This is a genomic window from Thermatribacter velox (assembly GCF_038396615.1).
Lineage (GTDB): Bacteria > Atribacterota > Atribacteria > Atribacterales > Thermatribacteraceae > Thermatribacter > Thermatribacter velox.
The window spans coordinates 116,237-142,724 of sequence record NZ_CP121689.1; the positions used below are offsets into that span (position 1 = coordinate 116,237).

Below are 26,488 nucleotides of genomic sequence, written 5' to 3' on the forward strand. Positions count from 1 at the left end.
ATGTGTTAGGAAAGGAGGTTTTGAATATGCGTGCACTGTGGACGGCGGCAACTGGAATGCAGGCCAAACAACTGGATATTGATGTGATTGCCAATAACCTGGCTAACATCAATACCACTGGTTTCAAAAAAAGCAGAGTCGACTTTCAGGATCTCATGTATCAAACGGTAAGAGTTAAGGGTGCTCCCAATACCCAGGAAAACCAGATACCTACCGGAATAGAGGTGGGATTGGGAGTTCGTCCGGCAGCGGTACAAAAGCTTTTCTTCCCGGGTGATGCCTATGAAACAGGAAACCCACTGGACATAGCTATCGAAGGCGATGGGTTTTTCCAGGTTTTACTTGCTGATGGCACCATAGGGTACACAAGAGACGGTTCTTTCAAGCTGGATGCCCAGGGAAGAATAGTCACCAGCGATGGGTTCCCGCTTGAGCCGCCGATTACCGTACCCCAGGATGCTGAATCAATCACTATCGGCCAGGATGGTACAGTAACTGCAAAGATTGCTGGAGAAACAGAGCCGCAAGAGTTAGGAGTTATCGAGCTGGCACGCTTTATCAACCCGGCAGGGTTACAAAGTATCGGGCGTAATCTGTATGTTGCGACTGTGGCCTCAGGTGAACCGCAAGTAGGTACTCCGGGTTTCGACGGATTAGGAACTCTGGCCCAGGGCTTCTTGGAGACTTCCAATGTTCAAGTAGTGGAAGAAATGGTTCGCATGATCAGCGCACAGCGTGCCTATGAGATCAATTCCAAGGCTATAAGTGTTGCCGATGAAATGATGAGCATTGCTAACAACATGAAGCGATGAGGAAAGAATATTTTAGTGTAGCAATCGCGATAATTGCGGTCTTTTTCTTACCTGTTTCTCTTTGGGGGCTGACCTTAGAGGTTTATCTGGAACCGCAGGTCAGCTTGAGTCAGGAAAATATTACCCTGGGAGATATTGCACGGATTTCCTATCCACTCCCTGAGGGAGAAAAAGTGGCTGAGCTGACCGAGCTGGGTATGCTTTCTCCATCACAACCTGAGCGCGTAATTACTGCCCAGGAAATCTATAACCGCTTGTGTGCTCGGGGTATACCGCAACTTGATTATATTTATTTCTCAGGTGCTATGGAGTGCAGGGTGCGCTTGCAGGGACAATGGGTTTCTGTAGTGCAACTTGAGGGGGAAATTGCAGATGAGATCAGGGAACGTTTTGAATTTGTAAAGAGGCTTGAAGTTAGATTGGCTTCTCCAGAGCAGGTTTTTCTTCCCGATGGGTGTGAGCATCGCATTTCTTTGCCTACCTCCTTTAATCCCTGGGGGAGCATCACCGCCCAGCTGGACATTCTTAGTCCGGAGGGAGAGGTAGTGAACAAGTTGCCTTTACGCTTGGAAATACAAGCATTTCGCAATGTGGTTCGAGCCAGGGAAAACCTGAAGAGGGGAGAGGTAATCGATGCTTCATCAGTGTATGTAGTTGAGGAAGTTTTGGATTACCGAAATTTCAAAGCCCTGGACGATCCGACTAAAGTGGTTGGTAAGGTAGCCAAAAGAAACATTAACCAGGGAGAGCTCATTACTCCTTCTTCTTTCGAGGAAGAGGCACTGGTGCAACGGGGAGACCTGGTAACTATGGTAGCCAGAAATGGAGGTATAACGGTTACCGCTTTGGGTAAAGCGCGCTCTGATGGTGCTCTGGGTGAAGTTATAATTGTCGAAAATCTGGATTCCAGAAAGCGGGTGCAGGGAAGAGTTGTTGGGGAGAGAATGGTAGAGGTGGCGGTTAAATGAAAAAAGTGCGTTTTTTCTGGTGGTTATTTACTGTTTTTGTGGTGTCTTGGATAGCGCTTCCTCAGAGTTTTGCGGAATCACTGTGGAGCGATGATGCCTGGTTTGCAGACCCTTATTCTGATTACCGGGCTTCTCGAGAGGGGGATATTCTGACCGTCATCATAACCGAAAATTTGGAAGGGAAAAACAGTGCCACCAGCAGTGGAGGAAGCTCAGTGGATATTTCCATGGAAGCAGGGCAGGGAATTTTCGATTTCGTGCCACCTGCTTCTTTTAAAAGACAAAGCACTCGCCAGGGAGAGAGGAGCAATCAGAGACAGATGAGCCTGAGTGGGGTTATTACCTGCCAGGTGGTAGAAGTGCTGGAAAATGGAAATCTCAGAATTGCTGGCAGTAAAGAAATTTATTTGAACAAAGAACGGGAGATAATGCATATCGAGGGCGTGGTAAATCCGAGGTTTATATCCGCTCAGAATACAGTTTACTCAACTCAACTGGTTGACGTGATCATTAAGCTGGAGGGAACCTTGAAACCCAAGCAAAGATCAGGACTTATTGGTATTCTGGGTGGCCTTTTTGGTTCCATCCTGGATATCCTCTTTTAGTTTTCCGGTTCTGGAGGTGGCCTGAGCACCGTGGGCAGGATTATTGTTTTCATGACGGTGGTGATCATAGCGGTTCTTTGTTGTGCCGTTTTTGTCGGTGCAGAGACGGTACGTATCAAAGACATTACCCAGGTTGAGGGAGTGAGGGGAAACCAGCTGGTAGGTTATGGGCTGGTGGTTGGTCTTTCAGGAACCGGTGATAGTAGAAGCAGTTTGTTCACCAACCAGAGTCTTTCCAATATGCTGTCCAAGTTGGGGATAACCGTTGATTCTCAGCAGGTGCGCTCCAAAAACGTTGCAGCAGTGATTGTTACTGCCGAGTTGCCTCCTTTTGTAAGTGAGGGAGAGAGGATTGATGTCACCGTTTCTTCGTTAGGTGATGCAAAGAGCCTTCAGGGAGGCATCCTTCTTTTGACACCTTTAAAAGGCGTGGACGGGAAAGTGTATGCGGTTGCTCAGGGACCGCTCTCAGTAGGTGGTTTTACCGCTGGTGGAGGTGGAAATCAGGTTCAACAAAACCATCCCACAGTGGGCAAAATACCCAACGGGGCAATCGTGGAGCGAAGCGTAAGCACTTCTTTCGTGAATTCTTTAAAAGGAACTTTTTCTCTCCTTTTGCAAAATCCTGATTTTGTAACCGCTACTCGCATAGCAAGAGTTATCAATCAGGAGCTTGGTGGGCGAAGGGCGCGAGTCATCGACGCTAACCGTGTCGAGGTGAGCATACCGGAAAGTTTTAGTGATAGAGTGCCCCAGCTTTTAGCCATGATTGGAGAACTTCCGGTGGAACCCGATGTTCCTGCCAGAGTAGTGGTTAATGAACGTACCGGGACTGTGGTTATTGGAGGCAACGTCCGTATTCTTCCTGTGGCACTGGCTCATGGTAACCTAACAGTGAGCATTCAGACACAATATGAAGTGTCCCAACCGCCTCCTTTTTCGGGGGGAGAAACTCAGGTAGTCCCTCAGCAGGAAGTTCAAGCTGCCCAGGAAGAGGGACGCTTATTTCGGGTGGAATCGGGTAACACCATTGACGATTTAATAAACTCTCTGAATGCCTTAGGGGTGACTCCTCGTGATCTGGTGGCCATTCTTCAGGCCCTCAAAAAAGCAGGAGCCCTCCAAGGGGAGTTGATTGTAGAATGAGAGAGGCAAAGTTAGAGAACTTCTGTTCTCCTTCAGAAATCATTACCGAGCAATCAAAATTTTCTCTTGAAAGGCAACGGGCAAGATTGCGCGAAGCCTGTCAGGATTTTGAGGCCTTTTTGCTGAGCTTTATTTTCAGAAAAGCAGTGCAACCTCTTTTTGTCGACCGGGAATCCCCTTTTTTGGGAAGGGAAGAAGTGTGGTTTCGAGAAATGTGGCTGGATGAAGTGTGCAAAAAAAGCTGTGCATCTACCAATCTTCGGATAGGGGAAATGCTTTATCGTGCACTGGAACTTCCCTCGTCTTCTGGAAAGTGTTAATATTATGTTAGGAGATGAACCATGGAGATAGCCCGTTGCAAGAAGTGTGGAAAACTGTTTAGGAAGAACCTCGATGCTATCGAGTTATGTCCTGTCTGTTTGGAGGCTCAGGAAGAAGAATTTTTGAAGGTGAAAGAATTCTTCCTCAGAAACCCACGTTCTACCATTGAGGAGGCCAGCAAAGCTACTGGTGTAGACAAAAAGGATATTCTCCATTTTCTCAAACAGGGCAGACTACAAATTGTCCGGGGCGAGCAAGGCGTTGATGTTGGCTTGCGGTGTGAACGCTGTGGAAAGCCCATTTCATCTGGCCGTTTTTGCGAGAAATGTCGACTGCAACTATCGTATCTTTTTCGGGAAGAGGCTGCTGCCGATTCCTCAAATCGACAAAGCAAGGACAGGTTTTATTTTAGAGATGCTATTTTGAAAAAAAAAGAGAAACCAGCTGACTAATACCCCTAAAGTTTTTGTTGTAATTGCCGATATAGTATTAATAGCAGGAGATAGAGGGGGATACAATCATGAAGATTTCTGCGAATCAGCTGGAGAGTATTTTGAAAATATATGCTGAAAAAAGCAATAAATCCAGGTCGAAAACCTCCCAGGGTATAAGCTCAAACAAAGGAGACAAAATTTCCTTTTCTCAAAAGGCTCTGGAAATCCGAGAGATTTATCGCAAACTGCAGGAGGTTCCTGAGCTGAGGGAACAGCTTATTGCGGAAATAAAAGACAGACTCTCCAGGAATGAATATCATGTGGAACCTGCCAAGATAGTGGAAAAGATGATAATCAGGGACATTGCTGATTCTTTCTTTTCCGGAGGCGAATGAGGTGTCCGTTTTCGAAGAAGCTGGGACAGTCCTTCTGGAGGTTTTAAAAGAGGGCTGTGTTCTTCAGAGAAAGCTTCTCGAGGTAGTTCGAGAAGAACAAGAGATACTGGTTCAAAACCGAATTGGGGAACTTGGTGATGTAGTGAAGAAAAAAGCTGACCTGATTCTCGAGAACCAGGTTTTTGAGCGTAAGTTGACTGGTGTCCTACGTAACATTGCCAGTTTTGCTGGCCTGGATGAAGAAGAAGTATGTATTTCCCAGGTGCTTCCTCTTTTCCCAGAAGAAATTGCAATTTCCATGGAAGCCTTGCAGCGTGAGATCTGGGAGACCAGCGCCGAACTGCAACGGGTTAATCAGCAAAATGCCATTTTGATAAAGGATACGCTCAATTACTTTAACGCAGTTTTTGCTCTGCTTGCCAGGATTGAAAACTATAACTCTTTTGAAGCGTATGACCCTTCGGGTAAGAAAGAGACCGGGAAAGCCCTTCAGGGCATTTTGATTGACGGGAGGATGTAGTGGTTATGGGTAGTAGCTTCTTCGGACTGGAAATAGGCAAAAGCGCCTTGCAAGCCCAGCAGCAAGCTATGGATATTACCGGTCATAATATTGCCAATGCCAATACCGTGGGTTACACCCGTCAATCAGCTAAAATGACGGCAAAGACTGTTCCCCTTTCCGGCATCTTTGTGCCTCCTTATCTCAAAAGCGTGGGTAGCGGCGTTGCTGTAGAAGAGATTCAACGCTTAAGAGATCGTTTTATAGACCTTCAACTGCGTCAGGAGTCTCGTATCGAGAGCTACTGGAGCACTATTGATGAAGGCTTGAATCAAGTAGAGATAATTTTTGGCGACCCACAGGAAAGCGGTTTATCGAATATTATGAACAATTTCTGGAACGCCTGGCAGGAACTTTCCAAGACGCCGGAAAGTGAAGCAAGCAGGGCCTTGCTGGTTGAAACAGCCAATCTCTTAGCGGAAGCTTTCCAGCATACGCACTCTCAGCTGGTGCTTACCCAGGAACAGTTTGATGAACAAGTAGCGCTCAAAGTCAATGAAATCAACAGTTATTTGGAACAAATCCACAGTGTAAACCAGCAAATTATTCGTTTGAGCGCTGCTGGTGGCAATATCAACGATTATAAAGACAAGTTGGACCTTGCTGTAGATGGGCTGTCCAAAATCATTGATCTCCAGGTTCAAGAGGAAAGTAATGGTACCTATACCATTATTCTTCAAGGGAGGGTTCTGGCAAGTGCCAAGGAACTTAACCTGCTGGAAGCACAGGTTGACCCTTTGAGTGGGTTCAATCAGGTTTATTTTCAGGGTACTACCCAAAAGATTGACTTTGCCAATCAGAGTGGAGAGTTGAAAGCTATTTTTGACCTGCGGGATTCTCTACTGGAGAACTACAAAAGCGACCTTAATTTTCTGGCCCGAGAACTCATTGAAGAAGTGAATACTTTGCATCAAACCGGTTATACCCTTCAAGAACCTCCTGCACCAGGCGGAGTCTTTTTTGTAGGAAGTACTGCAGAGGACATAGCGGTTGACCCTGCTATCTCCGGGGATTATCGGTTGGTTGCTGCTTCTTCGACCGGTGCACCTGGAGATGGAGAAGTTGCTTTGCGTATTGCCCAATTGCGGGAAAGTGATTTTGTAAATGGAGCTAACCCTGATGATTATTATCGGGGAGTAATATCCCGGCTCGGTGCGGAAAGACAGGAGGCACAGCGCATTGCTGAAAACCAAAGCCTGCTTGTAGACCAGCTCAACATGAGGAAAGAAAGTGTTTCGGGTGTTTCTCTCGATGAAGAGATGACCAACCTCATCAAATATCAGCATGCTTACAACGCTGCCGCTTCGCTGATACGCACTCTTGATGAAATGCTGGATACCGTGGTTAACCGCTTAAGGTGAAGTAGGAGGTAGCATCGATGCGAGTGACCCAGAGGGTTCTCAGCGATAGGGTAATGCAGAATCTTAATAACATCCTGGAAAGAATGGTCAGGATAGAAGATGTTCTCTCTTCGGGCAAGGCGATTCGTAGACCCTCTGATGACCCCATTAAAATTAACAACATATTGTCTCTAAAAACTTCAATCAGTAAACTGGAGCAATTCCGCTCTAACGTTGAGGATGCCAGAAACTGGTTAAACCTGGTTGACGAAAGCCTGGGTTCGGCGACTGATGTCATCCAAAAAATACGTACTCTTGCTTTGCAGGGAGCCAATGGGTCCCTGACTGCTGAAGACAGGGTGATTATAGCTGAGGAAGTGGAAAAACAGCTGGAAGAACTGGTTTCCATTGGAAACATTTCCTACGCTGACCGCTACCTTTTTGCAGGAGCACGCCTGACTGAGCCGCCCTTTGTGATACAAGGAAATCAGATTACTTATCTGGGAGATTCGAATTCCCTGATTAGGGAAATTGAGTCCAAAACGGTTATTGATATTAGCTTTCCAGGGGATGAAGTGTTCTTCAGGGGGTTCGAAGCCCGAAGTTCCAACCCGATAACTCTTAACCCCGGTGACCAGTTCAGTATCAATGGGACGGTTATCACCATTGATGCTACCATGACCACCCTGCAGGACCTGGTTAATGCTATTAACAATGAACCCTCTTTGCGTTCTACTGCGTATGCTGTAACTGATGGGTCAACCCTTGTTTTACGCTCCCGTACTGAGAGTACACTGGTTCTTTCCGATGTAAACGGTACACCACTTCAAGATTGGGGAATACTTGATGCAGGAGGGAACATTCAAAATACCTCCGAGGCTGAGGGTATCCTTAAAGTGGTCAAGGACCTGGTTGAACACCTGCGTGGAAACCAGCCGCAAGGCATTGAAGAGGACATAAGTAAAATAGACCAGGAATTGAATAATCTTTTGGGTATCCGTGCCCAGGTAGGAGCCAAAGTCCAGCGCCTCGAGAATGCCCTTAACCGTTTTGAGGACTTTTCACTTAATTTTAAGACTTTGCTTTCTTCTAACGAGGATATAGATGTTGCAGAGGTGGTTATGCAGCTTAAGGAACATCAAAACGTTTATCAGATGGCCCTTGCTGCGGCTGCCCAAGTGACTCAACCAACCCTGCTTGACTTTCTTCGTTGAGGAGCGAATGAAAATGCAAATTAAGACTGCCTATTTTGGTGAACTGGAAGTTGGAGAAGATAAAATTCTCTTTTTCCCCTGGGGTCTTCCCGGTTTTGAACATTTGCGACGCTTTATTTTGCTTGAAGAGAAGGGATTTTTTTGGTTACAAAGCGTGGAAGAAGAAAACATAGTTTTTGCACTCTGTGATCCCTTTCTCTACTTTCCTGACTACGAGATAGAACTTTCCAGTACCGAATGTCAGGCTTTGGGTATCACTTCACATCGTGAGGTCATCGTCCTGGCCATAATGAATATTCTTTCTGCTCAAGAAATAGGGGTTAACCTTCTGGCACCGATTGTGATAAACTGTGGGTTGAAGATTGGTAAACAGGTAGTTCTTGAGGGAAGCCCTTATGGCCTGCGCCATATTTTGAGGCTGGAGGGTGCAAACGCAACGTCTCAATAAATTCAAGGTGCCCGAATGTTAGTAATCAGCCGGAAGGTTGACCAAAGTATACGTATTGGGGATAACATCGAGATAAAGATTATTGGCATTGAAAAAGGAAAGGTTAAAATAGGTATTACCGCTCCTTCAGATATTCCCATTTATCGCGAAGAGCTCTATCAATCGCTGGTTGAAGGTAACAGGAGCTCGGTTTTTGCCTCTCCTGATAGGGTGCAGAATTTCAAGAAAATCTTCGCTGAAAGCAAGCCGAATTTACCGCGGAAATAATTGCGTTCTGAAAAGGTTTTAAGAGAAAAACCAGTTGATGCGGGAGGTATGTTCCATGAAAAGAAGGAGTCATCTGACCACATTTACTCTTCTTGCTTTGTACTTTGCTGTTTTTGCAATATCTATCCCAGCCGCTTTTGGTGCTGCCAGAGAAGCTGCTCCTTTTACGTTAAAGACACTTTCTGGTGAGGAAGTCAGCCTTTCTCAATTAAAGGGTTCTCCAGTGGTTTTGGTTTTCTTCTCCACCAATTGTCATTTTTGCAGGCAAGAGATGCCCATTTTGCAAAAGCTCTATGAAGAATATGTCCTGAAAGCCGACTTAAAGGTATTTGGCATTGCAGCGCGAGAAAATCCAGAACGACTCAAGAGCTTTACCTCCAGCCTGGGTGTCAATTTTCCGATCCTTCTTGATGAAACGGGTCGGATTTTTATGGAATATATGGTGATGGGCGTTCCCACCACCTTTTTTGTGAATCCCAAAGGCGAAGTTGCTGATTTGGTTATTGGGGCAACCAGTGAAAAAGTTTTGAGAGATAAGCTGAATAGTATACTCTGGTATCGAGGATTGAGAGAGGCCGAAATTCAGAACTTGTTTAAATTGAACCAGCAAGTTACGGTTTTAGATGCTCGCAGGAGTCCGTCCAACCCCTTTTCAGGAGAGCAAGGAGTTGTGTATATTGCTTTTGGCGATTCTCAGATAGAATTTTCGAAATTCGATAAATCAAAGCTGTATCTCGTTCTGGCTGATGATAATCAGCAAAGCTTGAAGTTGTGTAAAGAAATGGCTCTTCAAGGTTTCAAGCGGGTTTACTTTATGCTACATGCGAATTAGGTTAATCGTTGATACCTGTTTTTGGGGGCTTTCCTCGACAGCACTCCTGGTTTTTTGTGTTTTTTTCTGGTGGGTTATTCCCATCGAAGAGCCACCAGAAGAAAACACTGTCTCTTTACTACAAGCTACCCAGCCATTGATAGAGTTTCGAGAAACTGAGATTGTTCACCTGGGTGAAACAGGCAAGGAGTGGAGTCTGAAAGCAAAATTAATCAGCCAGAAAGACATGGAGGTCGAATTGGAAGAGATAGCCGGTTATTTTTTTATCGACGAAAAACCGTTTTACAGTATTGCAGCCTCCCGAGGCAAGGTGTCTCTGCAAAGCGGCGATGCTCTGTTCCGGGAGGTAGTTATGCAGGAAGTTGGCGGTGAAAGGTTGCTTCGTGGCAAGCTCCTGCAGTGGATTGCTCGGGAAAAGAAGTGTATACTGGAAGAAGCGAATTTCAAAGATCAAAATCTAACCTTGCGCGGTGACAAGATGATTTATGAGCTCAAAGGGAACAAACTCCAGATTAGTGGGGATGTGGTGGTGAATGTTGAGCTGGTCAGGTAAGTTGCTTTGGAGTGTTACCTTTTGCCTTGGTTTGGTGTTACTCGCTGGTTATTTCTTTCCTGTTCTGGCCCAGGAAGGCTTTTCGGAGATTACCATACGCACTTCTTCGGTGGAATATGATGAAAATACCGGAAAAATTGTAGCTCCTGGTGTGTCCACCATAGAGTGGGGAGAGGTGGTTATACATTGTCCTGCGCTGGAAATTGATACTGAAAAGCGGGAACTGAAAAGCAGTGGCGAGATAAATATTACTTGGGGAGATTACGAGATAAACGCTTCGGAGCTTTTTTACCAGGGAGATACAAACCGGCTTTGGCTTGAAAAAGTTGAGGGTAGTGGAAAAGAAGTTGTTTTTGCAGCACCTCAAGTTCAGGTTGATTTTGAGGTTCGCCAGCTCCTTGCTGAGGGTGAGGTAAGTTTCAAGCTGGAACCCTTTGAACTGGGGTGTACAAAGCTGATTTATTACTTTCAGGACAAAACCTGGATGGCTTTTGAAGTGCATCTTTCTGGAGAAGGATGGGAAGGCCAGGCACAAAAGGCTGTTTTTAAGGAAGGTTCTCCTTTCATAAGCATTCTGGGTGGAGCAAAAATTGTTAAGGGTAACCACTCCATGGTTGGTGATGAAATACTTATTTATCCTGAAACTCGCAGGATCCAGGTTAAGGGAGAAGTGTCCATTAACATTCAGCCATGATGGGGACTGAGACTTTGCGGAGAGATTGGAAGATACTGCGCGGTGAGGAGCTGGTTAAAGAATATAACCGGAAAAAAGTGGTTAACGGTGTCAGCATTGAGGTGAAAAGGGGTGAAGTAGTGGGTCTTTTAGGTCCCAATGGCGCCGGCAAAACCACTACGTTTTACATGATTGTAGGACTTATCCACCCCACAGAGGGAAGGGTTTTTCTGGATGAACGTGCCCTGAACGGTATACCAATGTATGTTCGGGCCAGGATGGGCATTGGATACCTGCCGCAGGAACCCTCTGTTTTCAGAAAGTTGAAGGTTAAAGAGAACCTGGACCTGGTGCTTGAAATGCAGGGCTTGTCACGTCATGAAGTTCGCAAAAGAAGGGATGCTCTACTGGAGGAATTTGGCATTGCCCATCTTGCACTCTCTTCAGCCAACCTCCTTTCGGGCGGAGAGCGGAGGAGATTGGAAATTGCCAGAGCTTTGGCCACGGAGCCTTCTTTTATTCTTCTTGACGAGCCGTTTACTGGTATTGACCCTATTGCGGTTGAAGAAATTCAACACATCATACGTTATCTGGCCCAGAAGGGGATTGGAGTCCTTATTACTGACCACGCAGTGCGGGAAACCCTGGCCATAACTGACCGTGCATACATCATGTTCGAAGGTAAAATTCTGGTTGCTGGTTCCCCTGAGGAAATACTCCAATCTGACCTGAGCCGAAAGTACTATCTGGGAGAACGGTTTAACCTTTAAAACATGAAAACCCTGGATCGTTATATACTCAAGCAGCTGGTCGTTAACTTTATTTTTGGAATTGGCCTTTTCCTCTCTATTTTGACAGCGTCGGACCTTATTTATCGTCTTACCAGCTTGTGGTTAAAAAGCGGTCTTTCCTTGGTTCGGGTAGTTCAGATTTTCCTCTGGAACATTCCCTCTTTCTTGGTGTACATCATACCTATGGCTGTGCTTCTGGGTTCCATTTTAACCACCAGCCGTCTCTCTTCAGATAGCGAGGTTGTTGCACTCAGGGCTGCGGGGGTGAGTTATTTCAGGTTTACTATCCCTTTTCTGATTTTTTCAATTTGGGCCTGTTCAGCTACGATCCTAATTCAGGAAACTTTTGTTCCCATGTCTGCGGAAAAACTGATGCAGCTTACTGAAGGTACTTCGCTCACCGGTTTACTTTTCCAAGAAAACACCTTTTTTCGAGAAGAAGTCGGAGAAGGGGTGGAACGCATTTTTTATGTGCGTCAAGTAAATTCCCGTGAAGGAGTGCTCAGCGGCGTTACAGTGCAGGAGTATGGCAAAGAAGGTATCCTGCGCATTATCAGCGCTCAGGAAGCTACCAACCAGCAGGGTAAATGGATTTTTCGCAAAGGTATTCTTTATGAAATGGGTCCTGGGGGTGAGGTAAAAAGAATTGTCCGTTTTGAAAGGGAGGAAATCGGTGCTCAGCAGAGCTTGCAGGAGATGCTTCAGCAGCAGAAAAACCCCCGGGAGATGAGCTTGGCTCAACTCAAAGGTTATATCGAGAGGGAAAGTGCGCACAATAAAGATACGACCCGGCTGGAGCTTATCCTGTGGCAGAAGACGGCTATTCCCTTTGCAAGTATTGTTTTCGTTTTGCTGGGGGTTTCTCTGGGGGTAATTTCGCCGCGCTCAGGTAAAGGTGTGGGTATTGGAGTGAGCATTCTGGTGGTATTTGGGTATTACGTTCTTTTCTCAGTAACCGGCGTCCTTGCTGAAGGTGGTGTTCTTGACCCCTTTACAGGTGCCTGGTTCAGCAACCTGGTGGGAGGAGCGGTTGGATTTGTACTCATTTTTTTGAGAGAAAGGAGTTAATCTCTGTGAGGGCCTCTTTTTCCAGTTTTCTTTTAATTCTTTCCATAATTTTACTCAGCGGTGTTATCGCTTACGTGGGTGATTTTTTGGGGCGTCGCATCGGGAGGAAAAAGCTTTCCCTTTTTAAGCTAAGGCCTCGCTACACGGCTTTCTTGGTAAGCATTATTACTGGCATATTGATTGCCACAGTTACCCTTCTGGTTTTGAGTGCGGCTTCAGAAGATGTGCGGACAGCTCTGTTTGGTATGCAGGAGTTGCGAGAGCAACTGAATTCACTGAATCAGGAAGTAATTGCCCGCAGTCTGGAGCTTGAAAATACCAAAAAGCGACTCGAAGATTACCAGTCAAGAGTTCAAGAGCTGGAAACCAAGGAACGAGAGCTACAAAATTCCAAGGCCGCTCTGGAAGAACAGACCCGATTGCTTGGAGAAACAGTAGCTCAGCTTGAGAAGCAGAGAGACGAACTGCAGCAGGAGTTGACATCGCTTCGAGCAGAACTGGCTCGACTCCGCTCCGGCATAGTGGCTATCCGTCAGGGAAGAATTGTCTTTCAGGATGATGAGGAAATCCTGCGAGCCATACTGCCAGGTGGGATGAGTGAAGATAAGGCCCAGGAAGCGTTGCTTGCGGTAATCCGCAAGGGTGACCAGCTTGCCCTCCAGAAAGGCGCCGGTCGTCACTCGGAAACCGGACAGGCTGTTTTTGTTCCGGAGGAGGATTTCCGCCAGGCCATCGATAGAATTCACAATGCTTCCAATGATGTGGTAGTCAGACTGGTTGCTGCTATAAACAGCCTGCAGGGAGAGCCGGTGATTGCTCGCATGTATGTGGATGAAAATCGCAAAATTTTCTCGCAAGGGGAGATTGTTTATCAAAAAGCATTGACAATAGATGAGGAAACTAACATTGATGCCCTTCTGGGTGAAGTGCTGCGAGAACTGAACGCAGTTGGTCTTAAACAAGGCATCCTTCCCCAGGAAGGAAAAGTGGGAATTATCTCGGCCAGCAACCTGACCGAGGTTTTTCAAGAGCTGGAAAGCATTCGGGGGAAAATAGTGCTGCGTGCCGTAGCTGAGGAAGATATTTTTACTGCCGGACCCTTGCGAGTGCGCCTTGAGGTGCTAAAAGAGCAAACCCCAGAGGGGCAAGCTACCCAGAGCGAGCAGGGTGGTCAGAACGATACCGCTTGACACAAACTGAGCGTCAAGTTGATACAGGGAGGCTATGACGTAGGAGGTCATAAGAGTGGGCATGGCGCTCTCCATGACCAGGGCTCCCCGCTCCAGAGGTGAGAAGGAGAAAAACTGAGACACCCCAAGCATGGCCAGAGGTAAGAAGAAAAGCTTAATCAGGGCTGCTCCAAAGAGCGGTTTCAGGTGGCCACGAAGGTTTTGGAGAGAAAGCGAAATGCCTATAGCCACCATGGTTAGGGGTACGGTGACTTCAGCTAAGCGGTTGATAGTTTCTTCAAGTAATCGTGGTAGACTACCAAGTTCCCTGGTGGTCAGGGCGAGCAGAAAAGCTATAAAGGGCGGAAATTTCAGAATTTGAAAAAGCTGTTTCCATGAAAATCTGTTTTCGGTGACACTGACACAGAAAAAAATCCCTACGGTGAATACCGATAGAAAATTAGCCATCTGGTCAAAAAAGATGGCCGGAGGTAAGGCCCCCTCTCCAAGCAGAGCCATAACAAAAGGGTAACCCAGGAAAGAGGTATTTCCGAAAGCAGCAACCATGGCAAAGGAGACAGCACCTCTTGAGCCCAGTTTAAAGAACCTACGAGCAGTATAAAAGCTGATTATGAAAAAGGCGCTTACCATGGCCCAGCCAAGAGGTGGGATTTTCCACAGTGAGGCTTGGGGAGAGGCATGAAAAAGAGAACGGTAAACTAAGCAGGGAAAGCTAATATATAACACAAAGCGGTTGAAAAGGAAAGCCGCTTCGGTATCAAAGGCCCGCAACGTGCGTAGCAGAAAACCGATGCCAATGAGAATAAAGATACCTGCCAGGACCTGATACATGATTAGCCGGCTTTTACAGGGTTGGATAGAGTACCTATGCCTTCAACGTAAACTTCTACCAGGTCACCGTCCTTCATGGGTCCCACCCCTTGGGGAGTTCCGGTAGCAATGACATCTCCTGGGAGAAGCGTCATTATTTCGGATATGAAAGCAACCAGCTCAAAGACCGAAAAAAGCAGGTTGGAAGTCGAAGAGGACTGTTTTAATTCCCCGTTGAGGCGACACTCGATGTGAAGTGCGGAAGGGTCAAGGTTGGTGTTTATCCAGGGGCCGAGTGGAGCGAAAGTGTCAAAGCTTTTAGCACGAGTCCACTGCCCATCCTTTTTCTGTAGGTCTCGGGCTGTAACATCATTAAAGCAAGTATAACCAAGGATAAAGGAAGGAGCTTCCTGGGGTGTCACCGACCGACATTTTTTCCCTATGACTACACCCAGTTCTGCTTCGTAGTCAACTCGCTGCGAAGAAGGAGGCAACACGATGTGCTCTCCGGGACCAATCACTGCTGTTTGCGGTTTTATAAAGATAATGGGATTTGGTGGCGGGGTGTTACCCATTTCAGCGATGTGGTCTGCATAGTTCAGGCCCACCGCCACAATTTTGCTCGGCTTGACGGGAGCCAGAAGTTTTACCTCGTCTAAGGTGAGTGGTGGTCGGTCTTTCTGTTCTTCTGGATGAAAAGGGGAGACAATGGGGACAACGGTTTCTTTTCCTTCAAGACGTCCCCATTGGGGGGTTTTCCATTTTGGGTGCATGAAACGAAGAATATACACGTTGCAACCTCTCCTTCCAGTAATGGGTTTCTTTCATTTTAGCCAGAGGAGGTATGCTGGTTACCATAATTTTTTTGAGCATGGAAAAAGCTTGGGGTAGATAACGCCATTCCCGATAAAACTCGAAGTAAGCTTTCCAGAGTAGTTTCTTTACCTCTTCGGTGTCCAGAAAATCACCTTTGAGGACCGGGTGTGCTCCATCAAAGAGCTTCCAGTTGAGTTTCACGATGCGTCCTTCCTTAAGAAATTTTTCATAGATTTCGGTTCCTGGGAAAGGAGTGAGGACTGAAAATTGTACCAAATCCGGGGCGAGGTTTTTGGCGAACTCGACAGTGCGCAAAATGGTCTCCCGGGTATCTCTGATGCTTCCCAGGATAAAAGATGCCCAGCTTTTAACGTTGTATTTGCGGAGGATATTTATTGCTTTTCTGGCTACTTCTGCTGATAGTTTCTTTTTGTATTCATCAAGAATGCTTTTTTCAACACTTTCCACACCCAAGTACACCATACGCAGCCCGGCTCTGGCCATTTTTCTCACCAAAGATTCGTTCTGGACGATGGTATCCGCCCTTGAAAAGCACCACCACTTTAGCTTTAGGCGGTTCTGCTCTATTTTGGAACACAGCCTTTCCACACGTTCTGGGGAAAGCGTAAAATTGTCATCGACAAAAGCGATACCTCGGTATCCCAGGTCAAAATATATTTTTTCTATTTCTTGAAAAATGTTTTCTGGAGACCGACTACGCCACTTCCTGCCTGAGAACTGGGAAGAAGCACAAAACGAACAGCTAAAAGGACATCCCCGGCTGGTCAAAACGTTTACTGCTGGTTCTCCTTCTACCTGGGTCATCCAGTATTTAGAAAGGGGTAAAAGCTCTCGGGCTGGTAAAGGCAAAGCGTCAAGATCTTCAGGGGGAGTTGTTTGGGGGGTACGAACGAGTTTCCCCTGGTGCAAAAAGGAGAGGCCGGGCACAGTGGTTAAATCGCTTTTTTTATCCAGAACTTCCAGGAATTGAGACATCGGAATTTCCCCTTCTCCCCGGATGACCCAATCTACCCATCCTGAACGTAGCACTTCTTCGTCTAAGAAGGTGGCATGATATCCTCCCATGAGTACGGGTAACCCGAACCGCTCCTTGGCCTCTTTTGCCACTTTGAGTGCCTGATGTACTTTGTTGGTTTCTGAAGTGATGCCTACCAGGTCACAACGAGAAAAAGCCTGATGTAGCTTTGAACGGGGTTCCACTTGAAGGTCAACAATTTCCACCTGATGACCTTTTTCCCTGCAGACAGCAGCAAGGTAAGCAAGGCCCAGAGGAGGAAGTTTTAGGCCGATAAGATTATATATTCCCGGGGATGGGGGATTTACCAGCAATATTTTCAATTGCCTCACCTCAAAGACTTTTCAGCTTTTCTATGATTGCTTCGCCGACTTCATACGTTTTGCAGGCAGTTGGATCATCAGGAGTTGGTTTCATATCGTAGGTTACCTTTTTGCCCTCTTTGATGACCTCAGCTACCGCTTTCTCCAATCGATCGGCTTTCTCCTCTTCTCCCAGGTGGCGAAGCATCATCACTCCAGAAAGTATCATAGCAATGGGGTTGACCTTGTAAAGACCTTTATATTTGGGAGCGCTACCGTGGGTTGGTTCAAAAACGGCATACTGTTCACCAATATTGGCTCCAGGGGCCACTCCAAGCCCGCCAACCAGCCCAGCGCCAAGATCTGAAATGATATCTCCATAAAGATTGGGAAGTACCAGAACGTCATATAATTCCGGCTTCTGTACCAGTTGCATGCACATATTATCAACGATGCGGTCTTCAAACTCGATGTCTGGATACTCTCTGGCTACGTTGCGGGCAACCTCCAGGAATAAACCGTCAGAATATTTCATGATGTTGGCTTTGTGCACCGCTGTGACTTTGCGACGCTTGTATTTGCGGGCGTACTCAAAAGCAAAGCGGACTATCCTTTCCGAAGCGAACACTGAAATAGCTTTTATGCTTATTCCGGAATCTTCTCGAATTTCACCTGCTCCCAGGTTTTTAATGGTTTTTATGATTTCCTGTGTTTCTGGTTTTCCCCTTTCAAATTCTACCCCTGCGTAAAGGTCTTCGGTGTTTTCACGCACCACTACAAGATCGATGCCCGAGTATCGGGATCGTACACCGGGATAGGTTTTACAGGGGCGAACGCAAGCATAGAGGTCCAGGGCCTTGCGCAGAGCCACGTTAACACTTCTAAAGCCGGTGCCCACCGGGGTGGTGATAGGTCCTTTAAGGGCCACTTTATTTTTGCGGATGGATTCGATAACCTGCTCAGGAAGAGGAGTACCATATTTTTCGAGTACGTCCGCACCTGCTTCTTGAACGTCCCATTCTATTTCCACGCCAGTGGCTTCAATCACCGCTTTAGTGGTTTCGGTAATTTCGGGTCCAGTGCCATCGCCTGGAATCAGAGTTACCCGATATGCCATGAGCCTTTCTCCTTTCTTGGGTGGTGTTTTGGAGAATAATAATTTAAAGACTGCTTTTTTGCAACTACACTAATCCAGTGGTGTTTTTGAGGAATATTTGAGTTCAAAGTGACCTTTATAAAAATTTGGGGTGAAGTCAAATAATCATTGAAAAAAAGAGTTATAAAATATATACTTTGCTCTGGCATTTTGGAAAAAAGAGGCGATGCAAAATTGAAGGGTCTGGTCGTTTCTAAAAAGCTTCCCTTGGAAAAAGAAAAAATAGTTGAGCTGGTTAAGGTTTATGACACACCTTTGTTTGTCATTTTGAGAGAACGCCTGATTGAAAATTTCCTGGCTTTCACCAGGTTTTTACCCGGTGTTCAACCTTTTTACGCTGTTAAGGCCAACCCTCATCCAGAAATCATAAGGACTCTGGATACTCTGGGAAGCTGTTTTGATGTGGCCTCAAAGCAGGAAGTGCAGCTTGTTCATGAACTGGGTATAGGACCGGAACGCATGATATTTGCCAACACTATAAAGCGCAAAAAGGGTCTGGCATTTGCTCGGGAAATAGGTTTGAAGCTTATGACCTATGATAACCTGAATGAACTTTACAAAATCCAAAAAGTGCATCCAGAGGCGAAACTCCTCTTACGCATTACATCGCCTTCCAATGGCAGCGGGGCCAACCTTTCCTATAAGTTTGGCGTGGATCCGGAAGAAGCACTGTTTTTGCTTTTGAGAGCCAGAGAAATGGGCTTGCAACCCGTAGGAGTCAGTTTCCATGCTGGCTCTCCTTGCTATCAGGTAGAAAGTTACTTAGTATCTCTGCAGGCTGTGAGAAAAATCTTTAGCGAAGCTCGCCAAAGCGGAATTGAGCTTTCCATCGTGGATATTGGGGGCGGTTTCCCGCTGAAAATATATCAGGAGGAAGGAGAACAAAGGAGCTTGGAGAGTCTTGCTAGCAAAATATACTCCCATATTGAAAGTTTTCTCCAGGAAGGATATCGGGTGATTGCTGAACCAGGAAGATGCATTGTAGGCAGTGCCTGCTTCTTGGTGACCAAAGTGATTGGTAAAGCTCTACGGAGAGGCAAGGTCTGGTACTATCTTGACGAGGGAATATACGGAAGTCTTTCTGCCATTCCCTTTGATAAGGCTTCTCCGGAGTTTGTTCCTCTTAGAGAAGGAAATGGGTTGCAGGAAGCAATCCTGGCTGGCCCCACCTGTGATTCACTGGATGTGATAGCCAAAGATGTCTTACTGCCGGAACTTGGGCTTGATGATCTGATCGTAGTGCCTGATATTGGTGCCTATTCCATTGCTTCGGCTACCAATTTCAACGGTTTTGAGAAACCAACAGTGGTAATGGTATAGTGGTATAATGATAAAAGCAAGTGCTTTTGAGGGGTAACCGAATGCTTAAGATTGAAAACTTGCAGGTTGCAGTTGATTCAAGGGTCATTCTTCGTGACATTAACCTGGAGATAGGCGAAGGTGAAGTACACGTTTTGCTGGGTCCCAACGGGGTGGGTAAAACCACCCTCCTTTTAAGTATTATGGGGATGCCAGGCATCAACATTGTGGGAGGGAGTATTCTTTTCCAGGGAAGGGACATCACCCATCTTCCTCTTGAAGAAAGAGCTCAGCTGGGGATAGGTATCGCCTTTCAAAGGATGCCGGTGGTTCAGGGAGTCACACTAAAAACGCTGGGAGAAATTATCCTGGAAAAGCACTTCCAAAAGGTTCCGCTTAATGAAGTGGCAGAAAAGCTTAACTGTACCTACTTGCTGGAACGTGACCTGGGAGCAGGTTTTTCTGGTGGAGAGGCTAAAAGAGCAGAGCTTTTTCAGCTTCTTTTGCAGCGACCTCTTTTTGCCATGATTGATGAACCTGAATCTGGAGTAGATCTTGACAACATTGCTCTGGTGGGCAAGGCGCTGAACGAGCTTTTTGAGAGAAACCAGGTTCGTAACAAGAGGCGTTCTGGCCTCATTATTACCCATACTGGACATATTCTCGACTACGTTAACGCTGACCTTGGTCATGTTCTCATTGGAGGGACCATAGTTTGCCGGGGCAACCCCCGGGACCTGCTTGAAGATATTAAAAAGAATGGGTACCAGAACTGCTTGAGGTGTGAAAGTTGAAGACTAACCAGAGTATTAGGGAAAATTTGCAGCGGAGGGCTCAGGAAGCAATAAATAAGAAAGCTTCCCTGGGTCCAGATATTGATCTTTCTCGTTTTGCGGTTTGCGCTGAGAAGGAAACCGTGGAAGATCCTGGAGAACTTAACAGACAGCTTAAAGAAGCTGCCCTGTATGCGGGCGTTGATTTGGAGAAGGATAGCGCAGCGGGTGTATACCTGCAAGTCGACCGTTCTGCTGTCTACGAGCGTATTCAGCGCGCTTTTGAGGGAAAGCTTGAGATAATGAGCATTTCCAAGGCTCTGGAGAAATACCCGGAGCTCTGGGAATACTACTTCAGTCTGGTGCCGGTTGATGCCGACAAATATACCGCTTTTTCAGAGTTGTGTCGTACTGAGGGTTATTTTGTGAGAGTTTTTGCGCATCAGAAAGTCGCAGTTCCTCTCCAAACCTGCCTTTTAATTTCTGAAAACCAGGCTGTGCAGAGCGTTCATAATTTGGTTATTCTGGAAGAAGGCTCTGAGGCAAACCTGATAACTGGATGCGCTGCCGTGCATAATGAACAGGCAGGCTTACATATTGGGGTGAGCGAATTTTTTATAGGAGACAATGCACGCTTAACGTTTACCATGATTCACAACTGGGGGGAAAACTTCCACGTTCGTCCTCGAACTGTGGTTAAACTGGGTAACAATGCTTTTTTTGGTAACACTTATGTCTTGCTGAAACCCTTGCTTTCTCTGCAAACTTTTCCCAGGGCGCTCCTTGAAGGCGAGAACTCGAGTGCTGTGTTCAGGAGCATAATTTTTGCCAAGGGAGACTCCTATATCGACGTTGGTTCTACTCTGGTCTTAAAAAATCGGGGTTGCAGTGGTGACTCGATATCCAGAGTATGTGCTCAGGATCGGGCTCAAGTATTTGCAAGAGGGAAGCTTGTGTCTCATCACGACGAAGCCCAGGCTCATCTTGAGTGTAAGGGGATACTTTTTTCCAGAGAGGCCAGCATAGTTTCCGTTCCCGAACTCGAAGTGTATGGTGCTCCCAAAAGCAGGCTTTCTCATGAAGCGGCTGTGGGTCCCATTGAGGAAGAAGTGGTGAATTATCTGCGGGCTCGAGGACTGAGAAAAGAGGAAGCTCTATCTTTGATTACCCGGGGTTTTCTGGGAGTTGACATTCCCGGCATTCCTCCCGCTTTAAAAAAGTACATTGACGAGATTATTGCGGTTACTTCTCAGGATGTGCTTTGAAGGGGGTTTATAGCTTTTTGACGGTTGAGGCGTATATACTTGTTCAAGCTCAGACTGGTAAGGCACAGTCTATTAAAAAAGAAATACAGCTTGTGCCTGGTGTGGTAAGGGTTGACCGGGTAATGGGCCCTTTTGACCTTGTGGTTCTGGTTCAGGCTGAAAACAATCAGGAGATAGGAGAGAGAATTCTTAAGGAAGTGCAGCAGATAAGTGGTGTGAAGAGAACGCTTACCTGCCCGGTTATTTAGCGCCTTATGAAAGACAAACTCTCTGAAAAAGAGAAACAGATTTTGCTCTTTATCAGTTCTTTTTTTGAACGTAATGGCTTTCCTCCTACGGTACGGGAAATTGGTAAGGGGGTCGGGCTTAAATCCTCCTGCACTGTGCATTATCACCTTAAAAAGCTCGAACAAAAAGGTGTTTTAAGGCGTCGCTCCTGTAAACCCCGAGCCATTGAACTGGTTATGGATGAGTTCGTGGTCCAATCTTCTGCACCTGGTTCCAGTGATGGTGAAGGTCTGGTCCAGATACCTCTGGTTAAAGATGTCTATTATGTCAATCAAAAACCAGTTTTTGAAGAAGTGGAAACTTTGCTTTTCTTCCCTCGTTCTTTAGTTGGTAAGGGTGAGTTTTTCGCCTTTCGGGTTCCTGACAATCGTCTGGTTAGCCTGAACCTTCTAAAAGACGATTACCTCATCGTTAAAAAAGGAGAAACTCTTTTTTGTGGAGACCTGGGGCTTTTTTTTATTGATGATGAAGTTTGCATTCGAAAAGTGAGGGATAACCAACGCTATTCTGAGAAAAAGAAGTGGTGGGAAATCGATTTTTGGGATGACCGTTACAGTGCGATAGGCAAAGTGGTCGGGGTGTGGAGAAAGTTGTAAGCAAGAAGGAGGTGTTGTAGGTGGTAGTTACCCGTGAGATTAGGCTTTCTACTAAAGGGCATACCGATATCATTGATATTACCGAAGAAGTAGAACAGGCGATTGCCCGCTCAGGCGTGAAGGATGGCATCGTTTGCCTTTTCGTTCCCGGTTCTACGGGGATTGTAACCACCATGGAATTTGAACCCGGGCTGGTTGAAGATTTGAAGCGCTTCTGGGAAAAGATAGCCAGCTCCCGTGATGAATACCAGCACAATGCGCGCTGGGGAGACGGCAACGGCTACGCTCATGTCCGGGCAGCAGCAAGTGGTCCTTCTTTGACTTTGCCGTTTAAGGATGGAAAAGTCATACGGGGGACTTGGCAGGATATAGTTTTTATCGACTTTGATAATCGCCCCCGTTCCAGAACTTTAATAGTGCAGATTGTAGGTGAGTGAGGATGGAGGTAGTGCGGCCCTTTGTCTTCCGACTTCCCCGGGAAATCTATTTTGGATGGGGGAAGGGTGCAGAAACAGGGGGGTTGGTCAAGCCTCTTGGGAAAAAGGCTTTTGTGGTGACTGGAAAAAGAGCTACCAGAGAAACAGGTATTCTTGAGATGGTAACCTCTTCCCTAAAACAAGCTGGCCTTGAGTGGGTAGTTTTTGATCAGGTCGAGCCTGAACCTTCTTTGGAAATTGTCGATGCTGGTTTACATAAAGCTTATCAGGAACGCTGCGACCTGGTTTTGTCTCTGGGTGGAGGCAGTGTCCTGGATTGCGGTAAAGCAATTGCTGGTCTCCTGGGACAAGATGAAAGCGTGGTACCTTATTTTGACGGAGTGAAGCAGCTTGAAAAACCAGGCGTTCCCTGGGTAGCCCTGCCTACTACGGCTGGGACGGGTTCAGAGATGACCAACAATGCGGTTTTGACCAACTACCACACGGGAGTCAAAAAAAGTTTCCGTAGCCCCTACCTGGTAGCCCGAATGGCCATTATTGACCCCCAGTTTACTGTTTTTTTAAATGCACGCGTTACCGCTTCGTCGGGTATTGATGCTCTGGTGCAAGCCATAGAAGCCTTCACAAGTCCTCGTACCAATCCAGTTAGTGAATTGCTGGCTCTCGAAGCGATAAGGCTAATCTGGGAATTCTTGCCCCGTGCAGTAGCACAAGGGAATGAGCGACAGTTTAGAGAACAAGTTGCCAAGGGAAGTATGATCAGTGCTATGGCTTTTGCCAATGCCTCTTCAGGTCCTGCTCATGGTCTCTCCCACATTATAGGTCCTGCTTTTGGTATTCCCCATGGTGAAGCCTGTGGATTGCTGTTCCCGGTTACCATGCGCTTTAATAAAGCAGTTCTGGGTGAAAAGTATGTTACCGTTGCCAGGGCAGTTGGCATCCGAGGTGAAAGTCAGGGAGAGGTTATAGATAATTTTGAAAGGTCTTTCAGAGGTTTGCTGGAGAAAATTGGCCTGCGTACCAGGTTGCGCGACTTTGGTGTGAAGAAAGAGATGCTTCGAGAGGTAGTCAGGGAGGAACTTATACAGCGTAGTCTCAGGGAAAACCCCCGTCCCATTGGTGTCAATGAGGCGGTAGAACTCCTTTATGAAGCCTGGTAAGGAGGGAGAAGCATGGAAAGGGTTAGAGAGACTGAAAGGTCCTATCGAAATGGCGATTGGGGTATCAAGTATCTTTTTCGTGGTCCACGTATCGACTGGGGCATTGTCTTCCTGAAGCCCGGCCAGAACATGGGAGCCCATTACCACAGGGAAGTGGAAGAAACTTTCTTCATCCTTGAGGGAGAGGGAATAATGCGGGTTAACGATGAGGAGTTTAAGGTTTCAGCAGGAGACGCAATACGCCTTGAACCCGAAGAACGTCACGATTTACGTGCCACAGAAAGTAGCTTTCTTAAAGGGATATTTATAAAAGCACCCTATCTCCCCGAGGACAAAATAAATTGTTGACCGATGGTTGACCTGGAAACTGTGGAGCAGTTTTTGGGTAGCCTCAGCTTCTGTAAGGTATGTCCTCTGGAGTGTGGCGTGAATCGGCTTCAGGGGGAAAGGGGTCGGTGCGGAACTGGTTTTTTGCCCGAGGTAGCCAGTTATCATCCTCACTTTGGAGAAGAGTCTATCCTTTCCGGGTGGGGTGGTTCGGGTACCATTTTCTTTTCAGGCTGCAATATGAAGTGTGTGTATTGCCAGAATTATTCCATCAGTCAACTGGGAGAGGGAGAGGCTATCTCTATTGAGGATCTTGCCCGAATTATGCTTGCTTTGGAGCGTATGAGATGTCACAATGTAAACCTGGTCTCTCCGAGTCACTTTGCACCGCAGATACTTAAGGCTCTGTATATTGCAAGGGAAAAAGGTTTGGGTATTCCAATTGTCTATAACACAGGGGGTTACGATAAACTGGAGACTCTGAAACTTTTTCGAGGGGTAGTTGATATTTATCTTCCTGATATGCGCTATGCAAGTGAAGAAAGTGCTCTACGCTATTCGGGTGTTCCCAATTATCCCGAGGTCAACCGTCAGGCGCTTATCGAAATGTTTAGACAGGTTGGCGAAGTGATGCTTTTAAATGGTATAGCGGTAAAGGGTTTAATAATCAGAATTTTGCTTATTCCCAGCCTGGTTGAAGAAGCACTTGAAAATCTTCGCTTTATAGCCGAAAATATTTCCAAGAAGGTACATGTTACCTTGATGCGTCAGTACCGCCCGGTTTATAAAGTTTCAGCTGGGTGCTTTCCAGAATTGAACAGCTTTATTGACGACAACACTTACCGAAAAGTAGTACGTTTTGCCCGAGAGCTGGGACTTTCGAATCTTATCTTACAGTAGTGGGGGGTTGAAGCTATGCAGGAAGCAATCAAGCAGGTTGCTCATTTTATGGCGATAGCGGCGCGTACTGCTCCCAAGACCAAGGGAGAAGATTTTGTGACTGTCAGGGTGCTGGATAAAGAGGAAACCCAAAAGCTGGGAGAGGCTATGATTAACTATGGCAAAGAAAAAGGCATTGCTGGTTTTGTGAGAGATGGGCAGAATGTTAAGGATTCAGAAGCGGTGTTGCTTCTGGGTATAAAGGATGCCACTCCGGCTGGCTTGAATTGTGGCGCCTGTGGATTTAGCTCTTGCAGTGAACTGCAACCAAAAGAAATGAAAGACTTTAAAGGACCACAGTGTATTCTGCGGGCGCTGGACCTGGGTATTGCTCTGGGTTCTGCAGTAAAGACAGCTTCTATTTTTAACGTTGACAACCGTATCATGTATCGTATTGGAGTAGTGGCTCGCTTGAGCAGAATGTGCGACGACGACCTGGTAATGGGTATTCCTCTTTCTGCCTATGGGAAGAATATTTATTTTGATAGAAAGGGATAGGTGGACATTGTGGACCTTGCTTTGCGAGTTCAGGATATCATAGGTTTGATCCTGGCAGTTTTAATCGTTGCTATTTTGATAAGCATTGTGCTGATACTTCGTGAGAGTGCCCGAGAACGGAGGATGTGGGAGGAAAGTGAGGAAGAGGATATTTTTTCTCCTCCCCGCAAGAGAAGTACCAAAAAACCTTTGTCAGAGGATTCTACTGCTTCCGAAGAGCCGACTTCGGTTGCCGGATGGAAAGGGAAAATTCTGAAAGAGCTGGAAGCTCGAAAGGCCTGGAATGCTCTTTCCCGCTCTGCAGGCCGCAAGAGTGAGGCACCCAAAGAAGAGAAGCCTCCGGAGACGGTTTTTCAACCTCTACAGGAGGAGGAAGTATCCATACCTCTTGAGCAGGAAAAACTCCAAGAAGAGAAACAACCCCAGATACCACTTGAAGAACCTATTGAGAAACCAGAACCACCCCAGGTAGTGCTGGAGCGAGCTCTTAAAAAGCTGCAGGGTCTTGGTCTGGATATTAAAGAGGCTCAGCCCTTGCTGGATGAAGAGAGTATCGTTTTTTCACCGTTGCTTTGGGAAGTGAAGGAGGAAATTCGCTCTGGTAAAGAGATGGGCAACATTGTGGTGCACACGGTGTTTAAAACTATGCCCGGTTATTCTGGCGAAGAAGTGGTTGAAATGTATCGTTCCGGTAATCTCTCTGTGGTCGAAAAGATGGAAGCCCGAATTCGTACTGCTGAAGGCAGGGAATTTCTGGTTGCCACCTTGGGGCTTGAGTATTTCCGGGTGCCGGCTCTGGAAAAAACCTTTTACGAAGGGCACTTAAGCGAGAAGGAATACGAACTTTTACGAGCCTTGAAGTTTGTTGACCGCAATACCAAGAAGGATTTTGCCCGGGTTGTGTACAGGAAAATTATGAGCGAAGAAGAATGATTCCGGTGGAAGTTACACACCGTTTGCGGGGTAAAAAAGACCTTCTTTCCAGCGGTGTTCGGTCCTGGAGTGATGAACGCAGGAAAGCCTCGGGGCTAAAGTTCTGGGTTATTCTGGCTCTTTTCTGGGGGGTCTGGTTTTTCCTGGGTTACGTCGCATATCCCTTACTTTTCAACGATTACCCTCCTTTGCGCTATCTTTCCCTCCCCTTTTGAAACTGCAATTTCCATCGAGTAG

General features: G+C 46.5%; 34 protein-coding genes. 30 read left to right on the forward strand and 4 right to left on the reverse strand.

The window, feature by feature from the left end:
* The first annotated feature begins 26 nt into the window (after positions 1–26).
* From flgG to QBE54_RS00675, 18 genes are all read left to right on the forward strand, one after another.
* Positions 27–812, forward strand: a complete 786-nt coding sequence (gene flgG / locus QBE54_RS00590) for a flagellar basal-body rod protein FlgG (protein ID WP_369018420.1) — start codon at positions 27–29, stop codon at positions 810–812.
* A complete protein-coding gene (gene flgA, locus QBE54_RS00595) occupies positions 809–1,780 on the forward strand; it encodes a flagellar basal body P-ring formation chaperone FlgA (protein ID WP_369018421.1) in 972 nt (323 codons plus the stop codon). Before flgG ends, flgA begins: the two co-directional genes overlap by 4 nt.
* Positions 1,777–2,385 carry a flagellar basal body L-ring protein FlgH gene (locus QBE54_RS00600; protein ID WP_369018422.1) on the forward strand — a complete coding sequence of 203 codons (609 nt, stop codon included), beginning with the start codon at positions 1,777–1,779 and terminating at the stop codon, positions 2,383–2,385. Before flgA ends, QBE54_RS00600 begins: the two co-directional genes overlap by 4 nt.
* Positions 2,386–2,415: 30 nt before the next feature.
* Positions 2,416–3,531: a flagellar basal body P-ring protein FlgI gene (locus tag QBE54_RS00605; protein ID WP_369018423.1), complete on the forward strand. Its 1,116-nt coding sequence runs from the start codon at positions 2,416–2,418 to the stop codon at positions 3,529–3,531.
* Entirely contained in the window at positions 3,528–3,851 is a 324-nt protein-coding gene (locus QBE54_RS00610; RefSeq protein ID WP_369018424.1) for a hypothetical protein, read from the forward strand. The genes QBE54_RS00605 and QBE54_RS00610 overlap by 4 nt, the downstream gene beginning before the upstream one ends.
* 21 nt (positions 3,852–3,872) lie before the next feature.
* Positions 3,873–4,304, forward strand: coding sequence for a MerR family transcriptional regulator (locus QBE54_RS00615; protein WP_369018425.1), 432 nt, complete (start codon positions 3,873–3,875; stop codon positions 4,302–4,304).
* Positions 4,305–4,372: 68 nt separating this feature from the next.
* On the forward strand, positions 4,373–4,681 hold the full coding sequence (locus tag QBE54_RS00620) for a flagellar biosynthesis anti-sigma factor FlgM (protein WP_369018426.1): 309 nt from the start codon (positions 4,373–4,375) through the stop codon (positions 4,679–4,681).
* A gap of 1 nt (position 4,682) precedes the next feature.
* The gene (locus QBE54_RS00625; RefSeq protein ID WP_369018427.1) at positions 4,683–5,201 is read left to right on the forward strand and encodes a flagellar protein FlgN; all 519 of its coding nucleotides are present in this window, start codon (positions 4,683–4,685) and stop codon (positions 5,199–5,201) included.
* Between the two features lie 5 nt (positions 5,202–5,206).
* Positions 5,207–6,601: a flagellar hook-associated protein FlgK gene (gene flgK / locus QBE54_RS00630; RefSeq protein ID WP_369018428.1), complete on the forward strand. Its 1,395-nt coding sequence runs from the start codon at positions 5,207–5,209 to the stop codon at positions 6,599–6,601.
* Between the two features lie 17 nt (positions 6,602–6,618).
* On the forward strand, positions 6,619–7,794 hold the full coding sequence (flgL, locus tag QBE54_RS00635; protein WP_369018429.1) for a flagellar hook-associated protein FlgL: 1,176 nt from the start codon (positions 6,619–6,621) through the stop codon (positions 7,792–7,794).
* 13 nt (positions 7,795–7,807) lie between these two features.
* Positions 7,808–8,242: a flagellar assembly protein FliW gene (locus tag QBE54_RS00640; protein WP_369018430.1), complete on the forward strand. Its 435-nt coding sequence runs from the start codon at positions 7,808–7,810 to the stop codon at positions 8,240–8,242.
* Between the two features lie 15 nt (positions 8,243–8,257).
* Complete coding sequence (gene csrA, locus QBE54_RS00645; RefSeq protein ID WP_369018431.1) at positions 8,258–8,509, forward strand: carbon storage regulator CsrA; 252 nt, start codon at positions 8,258–8,260, stop codon at positions 8,507–8,509.
* Between the two features lie 55 nt (positions 8,510–8,564).
* Positions 8,565–9,341 (forward strand): TlpA family protein disulfide reductase, encoded by a 777-nt coding sequence (locus QBE54_RS00650; RefSeq protein WP_369018432.1) that lies wholly within the window; start codon positions 8,565–8,567, stop codon positions 9,339–9,341.
* The gene (locus QBE54_RS00655) at positions 9,331–9,894 is read left to right on the forward strand and encodes a hypothetical protein (RefSeq protein ID WP_369018433.1); all 564 of its coding nucleotides are present in this window, start codon (positions 9,331–9,333) and stop codon (positions 9,892–9,894) included. The genes QBE54_RS00650 and QBE54_RS00655 overlap by 11 nt, the downstream gene beginning before the upstream one ends.
* Complete coding sequence (locus tag QBE54_RS00660) at positions 9,875–10,588, forward strand: LptA/OstA family protein (RefSeq protein WP_369018434.1); 714 nt, start codon at positions 9,875–9,877, stop codon at positions 10,586–10,588. The genes QBE54_RS00655 and QBE54_RS00660 overlap by 20 nt, the downstream gene beginning before the upstream one ends.
* Before the next feature lie 14 nt (positions 10,589–10,602).
* Complete coding sequence (gene lptB, locus QBE54_RS00665) at positions 10,603–11,337, forward strand: LPS export ABC transporter ATP-binding protein (protein ID WP_369018435.1); 735 nt, start codon at positions 10,603–10,605, stop codon at positions 11,335–11,337.
* Between the two features lie 3 nt (positions 11,338–11,340).
* Entirely contained in the window at positions 11,341–12,426 is a 1,086-nt protein-coding gene (locus QBE54_RS00670; RefSeq protein ID WP_369018436.1) for an LptF/LptG family permease, read from the forward strand.
* Between the two features lie 5 nt (positions 12,427–12,431).
* Positions 12,432–13,616 carry a DUF3084 domain-containing protein gene (locus QBE54_RS00675; protein WP_369018437.1) on the forward strand — a complete coding sequence of 395 codons (1,185 nt, stop codon included), beginning with the start codon at positions 12,432–12,434 and terminating at the stop codon, positions 13,614–13,616.
* Here QBE54_RS00675 and QBE54_RS00680 read toward each other — a convergent pair.
* From QBE54_RS00680 to QBE54_RS00695, 4 genes are read right to left on the reverse strand one after another with little or no spacing between them, the layout of a single operon-like run.
* Positions 13,548–14,447 (reverse strand): AEC family transporter, encoded by a 900-nt coding sequence (locus QBE54_RS00680; RefSeq protein ID WP_369018438.1) that lies wholly within the window; start codon positions 14,445–14,447, stop codon positions 13,548–13,550. The genes QBE54_RS00675 and QBE54_RS00680 overlap by 69 nt on opposite strands.
* A 2-nt stretch (positions 14,448–14,449) precedes the next feature.
* Positions 14,450–15,199: a fumarylacetoacetate hydrolase family protein gene (locus QBE54_RS00685; protein ID WP_369018439.1), complete on the reverse strand. Its 750-nt coding sequence runs from the start codon at positions 15,197–15,199 to the stop codon at positions 14,450–14,452.
* Positions 15,159–16,601 carry a radical SAM protein gene (locus tag QBE54_RS00690; RefSeq protein WP_369018440.1) on the reverse strand — a complete coding sequence of 481 codons (1,443 nt, stop codon included), beginning with the start codon at positions 16,599–16,601 and terminating at the stop codon, positions 15,159–15,161. The genes QBE54_RS00685 and QBE54_RS00690 overlap by 41 nt, the downstream gene beginning before the upstream one ends.
* Before the next feature lie 10 nt (positions 16,602–16,611).
* Positions 16,612–17,697 carry an isocitrate/isopropylmalate dehydrogenase family protein gene (locus QBE54_RS00695; RefSeq protein WP_369018441.1) on the reverse strand — a complete coding sequence of 362 codons (1,086 nt, stop codon included), beginning with the start codon at positions 17,695–17,697 and terminating at the stop codon, positions 16,612–16,614.
* Between the two features lie 213 nt (positions 17,698–17,910).
* On the opposite strand from QBE54_RS00695, the gene QBE54_RS00700 reads away from it, so the two are divergent.
* Genes QBE54_RS00700 through QBE54_RS00755 form a run of 12 tightly spaced genes read left to right on the forward strand, consistent with a single transcriptional unit; the run spans position 17,911 to position 26,466 of the window.
* Entirely contained in the window at positions 17,911–19,056 is a 1,146-nt protein-coding gene (locus QBE54_RS00700) for a type III PLP-dependent enzyme (RefSeq protein WP_369018442.1), read from the forward strand.
* 41 nt (positions 19,057–19,097) lie between these two features.
* Positions 19,098–19,829 (forward strand): ABC transporter ATP-binding protein, encoded by a 732-nt coding sequence (locus QBE54_RS00705; protein WP_369018443.1) that lies wholly within the window; start codon positions 19,098–19,100, stop codon positions 19,827–19,829.
* The gene (locus QBE54_RS00710) at positions 19,826–21,073 is read left to right on the forward strand and encodes a SufD family Fe-S cluster assembly protein (RefSeq protein WP_369018444.1); all 1,248 of its coding nucleotides are present in this window, start codon (positions 19,826–19,828) and stop codon (positions 21,071–21,073) included. Before QBE54_RS00705 ends, QBE54_RS00710 begins: the two co-directional genes overlap by 4 nt.
* A 17-nt stretch (positions 21,074–21,090) precedes the next feature.
* A complete protein-coding gene (locus QBE54_RS00715; protein ID WP_369018445.1) occupies positions 21,091–21,321 on the forward strand; it encodes an Lrp/AsnC ligand binding domain-containing protein in 231 nt (76 codons plus the stop codon).
* A gap of 6 nt (positions 21,322–21,327) precedes the next feature.
* A complete protein-coding gene (gene lexA / locus QBE54_RS00720) occupies positions 21,328–21,957 on the forward strand; it encodes a transcriptional repressor LexA (protein WP_369018446.1) in 630 nt (209 codons plus the stop codon).
* Between the two features lie 20 nt (positions 21,958–21,977).
* Positions 21,978–22,394: a secondary thiamine-phosphate synthase enzyme YjbQ gene (locus QBE54_RS00725; RefSeq protein ID WP_369018447.1), complete on the forward strand. Its 417-nt coding sequence runs from the start codon at positions 21,978–21,980 to the stop codon at positions 22,392–22,394.
* A 2-nt stretch (positions 22,395–22,396) separates the two neighbouring features.
* Complete coding sequence (locus QBE54_RS00730) at positions 22,397–23,554, forward strand: iron-containing alcohol dehydrogenase family protein (RefSeq protein ID WP_369018448.1); 1,158 nt, start codon at positions 22,397–22,399, stop codon at positions 23,552–23,554.
* A gap of 12 nt (positions 23,555–23,566) precedes the next feature.
* Positions 23,567–23,902: a dimethylsulfonioproprionate lyase family protein gene (locus tag QBE54_RS00735; RefSeq protein WP_369018449.1), complete on the forward strand. Its 336-nt coding sequence runs from the start codon at positions 23,567–23,569 to the stop codon at positions 23,900–23,902.
* 3 nt (positions 23,903–23,905) lie between these two features.
* Positions 23,906–24,781 carry a radical SAM protein gene (locus tag QBE54_RS00740; protein WP_369018450.1) on the forward strand — a complete coding sequence of 292 codons (876 nt, stop codon included), beginning with the start codon at positions 23,906–23,908 and terminating at the stop codon, positions 24,779–24,781.
* A 15-nt stretch (positions 24,782–24,796) separates the two neighbouring features.
* Positions 24,797–25,318, forward strand: coding sequence for a ferredoxin domain-containing protein (locus tag QBE54_RS00745; protein WP_369018451.1), 522 nt, complete (start codon positions 24,797–24,799; stop codon positions 25,316–25,318).
* Positions 25,319–26,251, forward strand: a complete 933-nt coding sequence (locus QBE54_RS00750; RefSeq protein WP_369018452.1) for a hypothetical protein — start codon at positions 25,319–25,321, stop codon at positions 26,249–26,251.
* On the forward strand, positions 26,248–26,466 hold the full coding sequence (locus tag QBE54_RS00755) for a hypothetical protein (protein ID WP_369018453.1): 219 nt from the start codon (positions 26,248–26,250) through the stop codon (positions 26,464–26,466). Before QBE54_RS00750 ends, QBE54_RS00755 begins: the two co-directional genes overlap by 4 nt.
* Positions 26,467–26,488 lie beyond the last annotated feature (22 nt).

Excerpts from the sequence above, each read along its gene's own strand:
- QBE54_RS00745 (WP_369018451.1), top strand. The coding sequence starts at position 24,797 with ATGCAGGAAGCAATCAAGCAGGTTGCTCATTTTATGGCGATAGCGGCG.
- csrA (WP_369018431.1), top strand. The coding sequence starts at position 8,258 with ATGTTAGTAATCAGCCGGAAGGTTGACCAAAGTATACGTATTGGGGAT.
- QBE54_RS00655 (WP_369018433.1), top strand. The coding sequence starts at position 9,331 with ATGCGAATTAGGTTAATCGTTGATACCTGTTTTTGGGGGCTTTCCTCG.
- QBE54_RS00705 (WP_369018443.1), top strand. The coding sequence starts at position 19,098 with ATGCTTAAGATTGAAAACTTGCAGGTTGCAGTTGATTCAAGGGTCATT.
- QBE54_RS00600 (WP_369018422.1), top strand. The coding sequence starts at position 1,777 with ATGAAAAAAGTGCGTTTTTTCTGGTGGTTATTTACTGTTTTTGTGGTG.
- QBE54_RS00730 (WP_369018448.1), top strand. The coding sequence starts at position 22,397 with ATGGAGGTAGTGCGGCCCTTTGTCTTCCGACTTCCCCGGGAAATCTAT.
- lexA (WP_369018446.1), top strand. The coding sequence starts at position 21,328 with ATGAAAGACAAACTCTCTGAAAAAGAGAAACAGATTTTGCTCTTTATC.
- QBE54_RS00755 (WP_369018453.1), top strand. The coding sequence starts at position 26,248 with ATGATTCCGGTGGAAGTTACACACCGTTTGCGGGGTAAAAAAGACCTT.
- QBE54_RS00620 (WP_369018426.1), top strand. The coding sequence starts at position 4,373 with ATGAAGATTTCTGCGAATCAGCTGGAGAGTATTTTGAAAATATATGCT.
- QBE54_RS00660 (WP_369018434.1), top strand. The coding sequence starts at position 9,875 with ATGTTGAGCTGGTCAGGTAAGTTGCTTTGGAGTGTTACCTTTTGCCTT.
- QBE54_RS00650 (WP_369018432.1), top strand. The coding sequence starts at position 8,565 with ATGAAAAGAAGGAGTCATCTGACCACATTTACTCTTCTTGCTTTGTAC.
- QBE54_RS00610 (WP_369018424.1), top strand. The coding sequence starts at position 3,528 with ATGAGAGAGGCAAAGTTAGAGAACTTCTGTTCTCCTTCAGAAATCATT.
- flgA (WP_369018421.1), top strand. The coding sequence starts at position 809 with ATGAGGAAAGAATATTTTAGTGTAGCAATCGCGATAATTGCGGTCTTT.
- flgG (WP_369018420.1), top strand. The coding sequence starts at position 27 with ATGCGTGCACTGTGGACGGCGGCAACTGGAATGCAGGCCAAACAACTG.
- QBE54_RS00680 (WP_369018438.1), bottom strand. The coding sequence starts at position 14,447 with ATGTATCAGGTCCTGGCAGGTATCTTTATTCTCATTGGCATCGGTTTT.
- QBE54_RS00670 (WP_369018436.1), top strand. The coding sequence starts at position 11,341 with ATGAAAACCCTGGATCGTTATATACTCAAGCAGCTGGTCGTTAACTTT.
- QBE54_RS00735 (WP_369018449.1), top strand. The coding sequence starts at position 23,567 with ATGGAAAGGGTTAGAGAGACTGAAAGGTCCTATCGAAATGGCGATTGG.
- flgK (WP_369018428.1), top strand. The coding sequence starts at position 5,207 with ATGGGTAGTAGCTTCTTCGGACTGGAAATAGGCAAAAGCGCCTTGCAA.
- QBE54_RS00685 (WP_369018439.1), bottom strand. The coding sequence starts at position 15,199 with ATGCACCCAAAATGGAAAACCCCCCAATGGGGACGTCTTGAAGGAAAA.
- QBE54_RS00615 (WP_369018425.1), top strand. The coding sequence starts at position 3,873 with ATGGAGATAGCCCGTTGCAAGAAGTGTGGAAAACTGTTTAGGAAGAAC.
- QBE54_RS00695 (WP_369018441.1), bottom strand. The coding sequence starts at position 17,697 with ATGGCATATCGGGTAACTCTGATTCCAGGCGATGGCACTGGACCCGAA.
- QBE54_RS00640 (WP_369018430.1), top strand. The coding sequence starts at position 7,808 with ATGCAAATTAAGACTGCCTATTTTGGTGAACTGGAAGTTGGAGAAGAT.
- QBE54_RS00740 (WP_369018450.1), top strand. The coding sequence starts at position 23,906 with ATGGTTGACCTGGAAACTGTGGAGCAGTTTTTGGGTAGCCTCAGCTTC.
- flgL (WP_369018429.1), top strand. The coding sequence starts at position 6,619 with ATGCGAGTGACCCAGAGGGTTCTCAGCGATAGGGTAATGCAGAATCTT.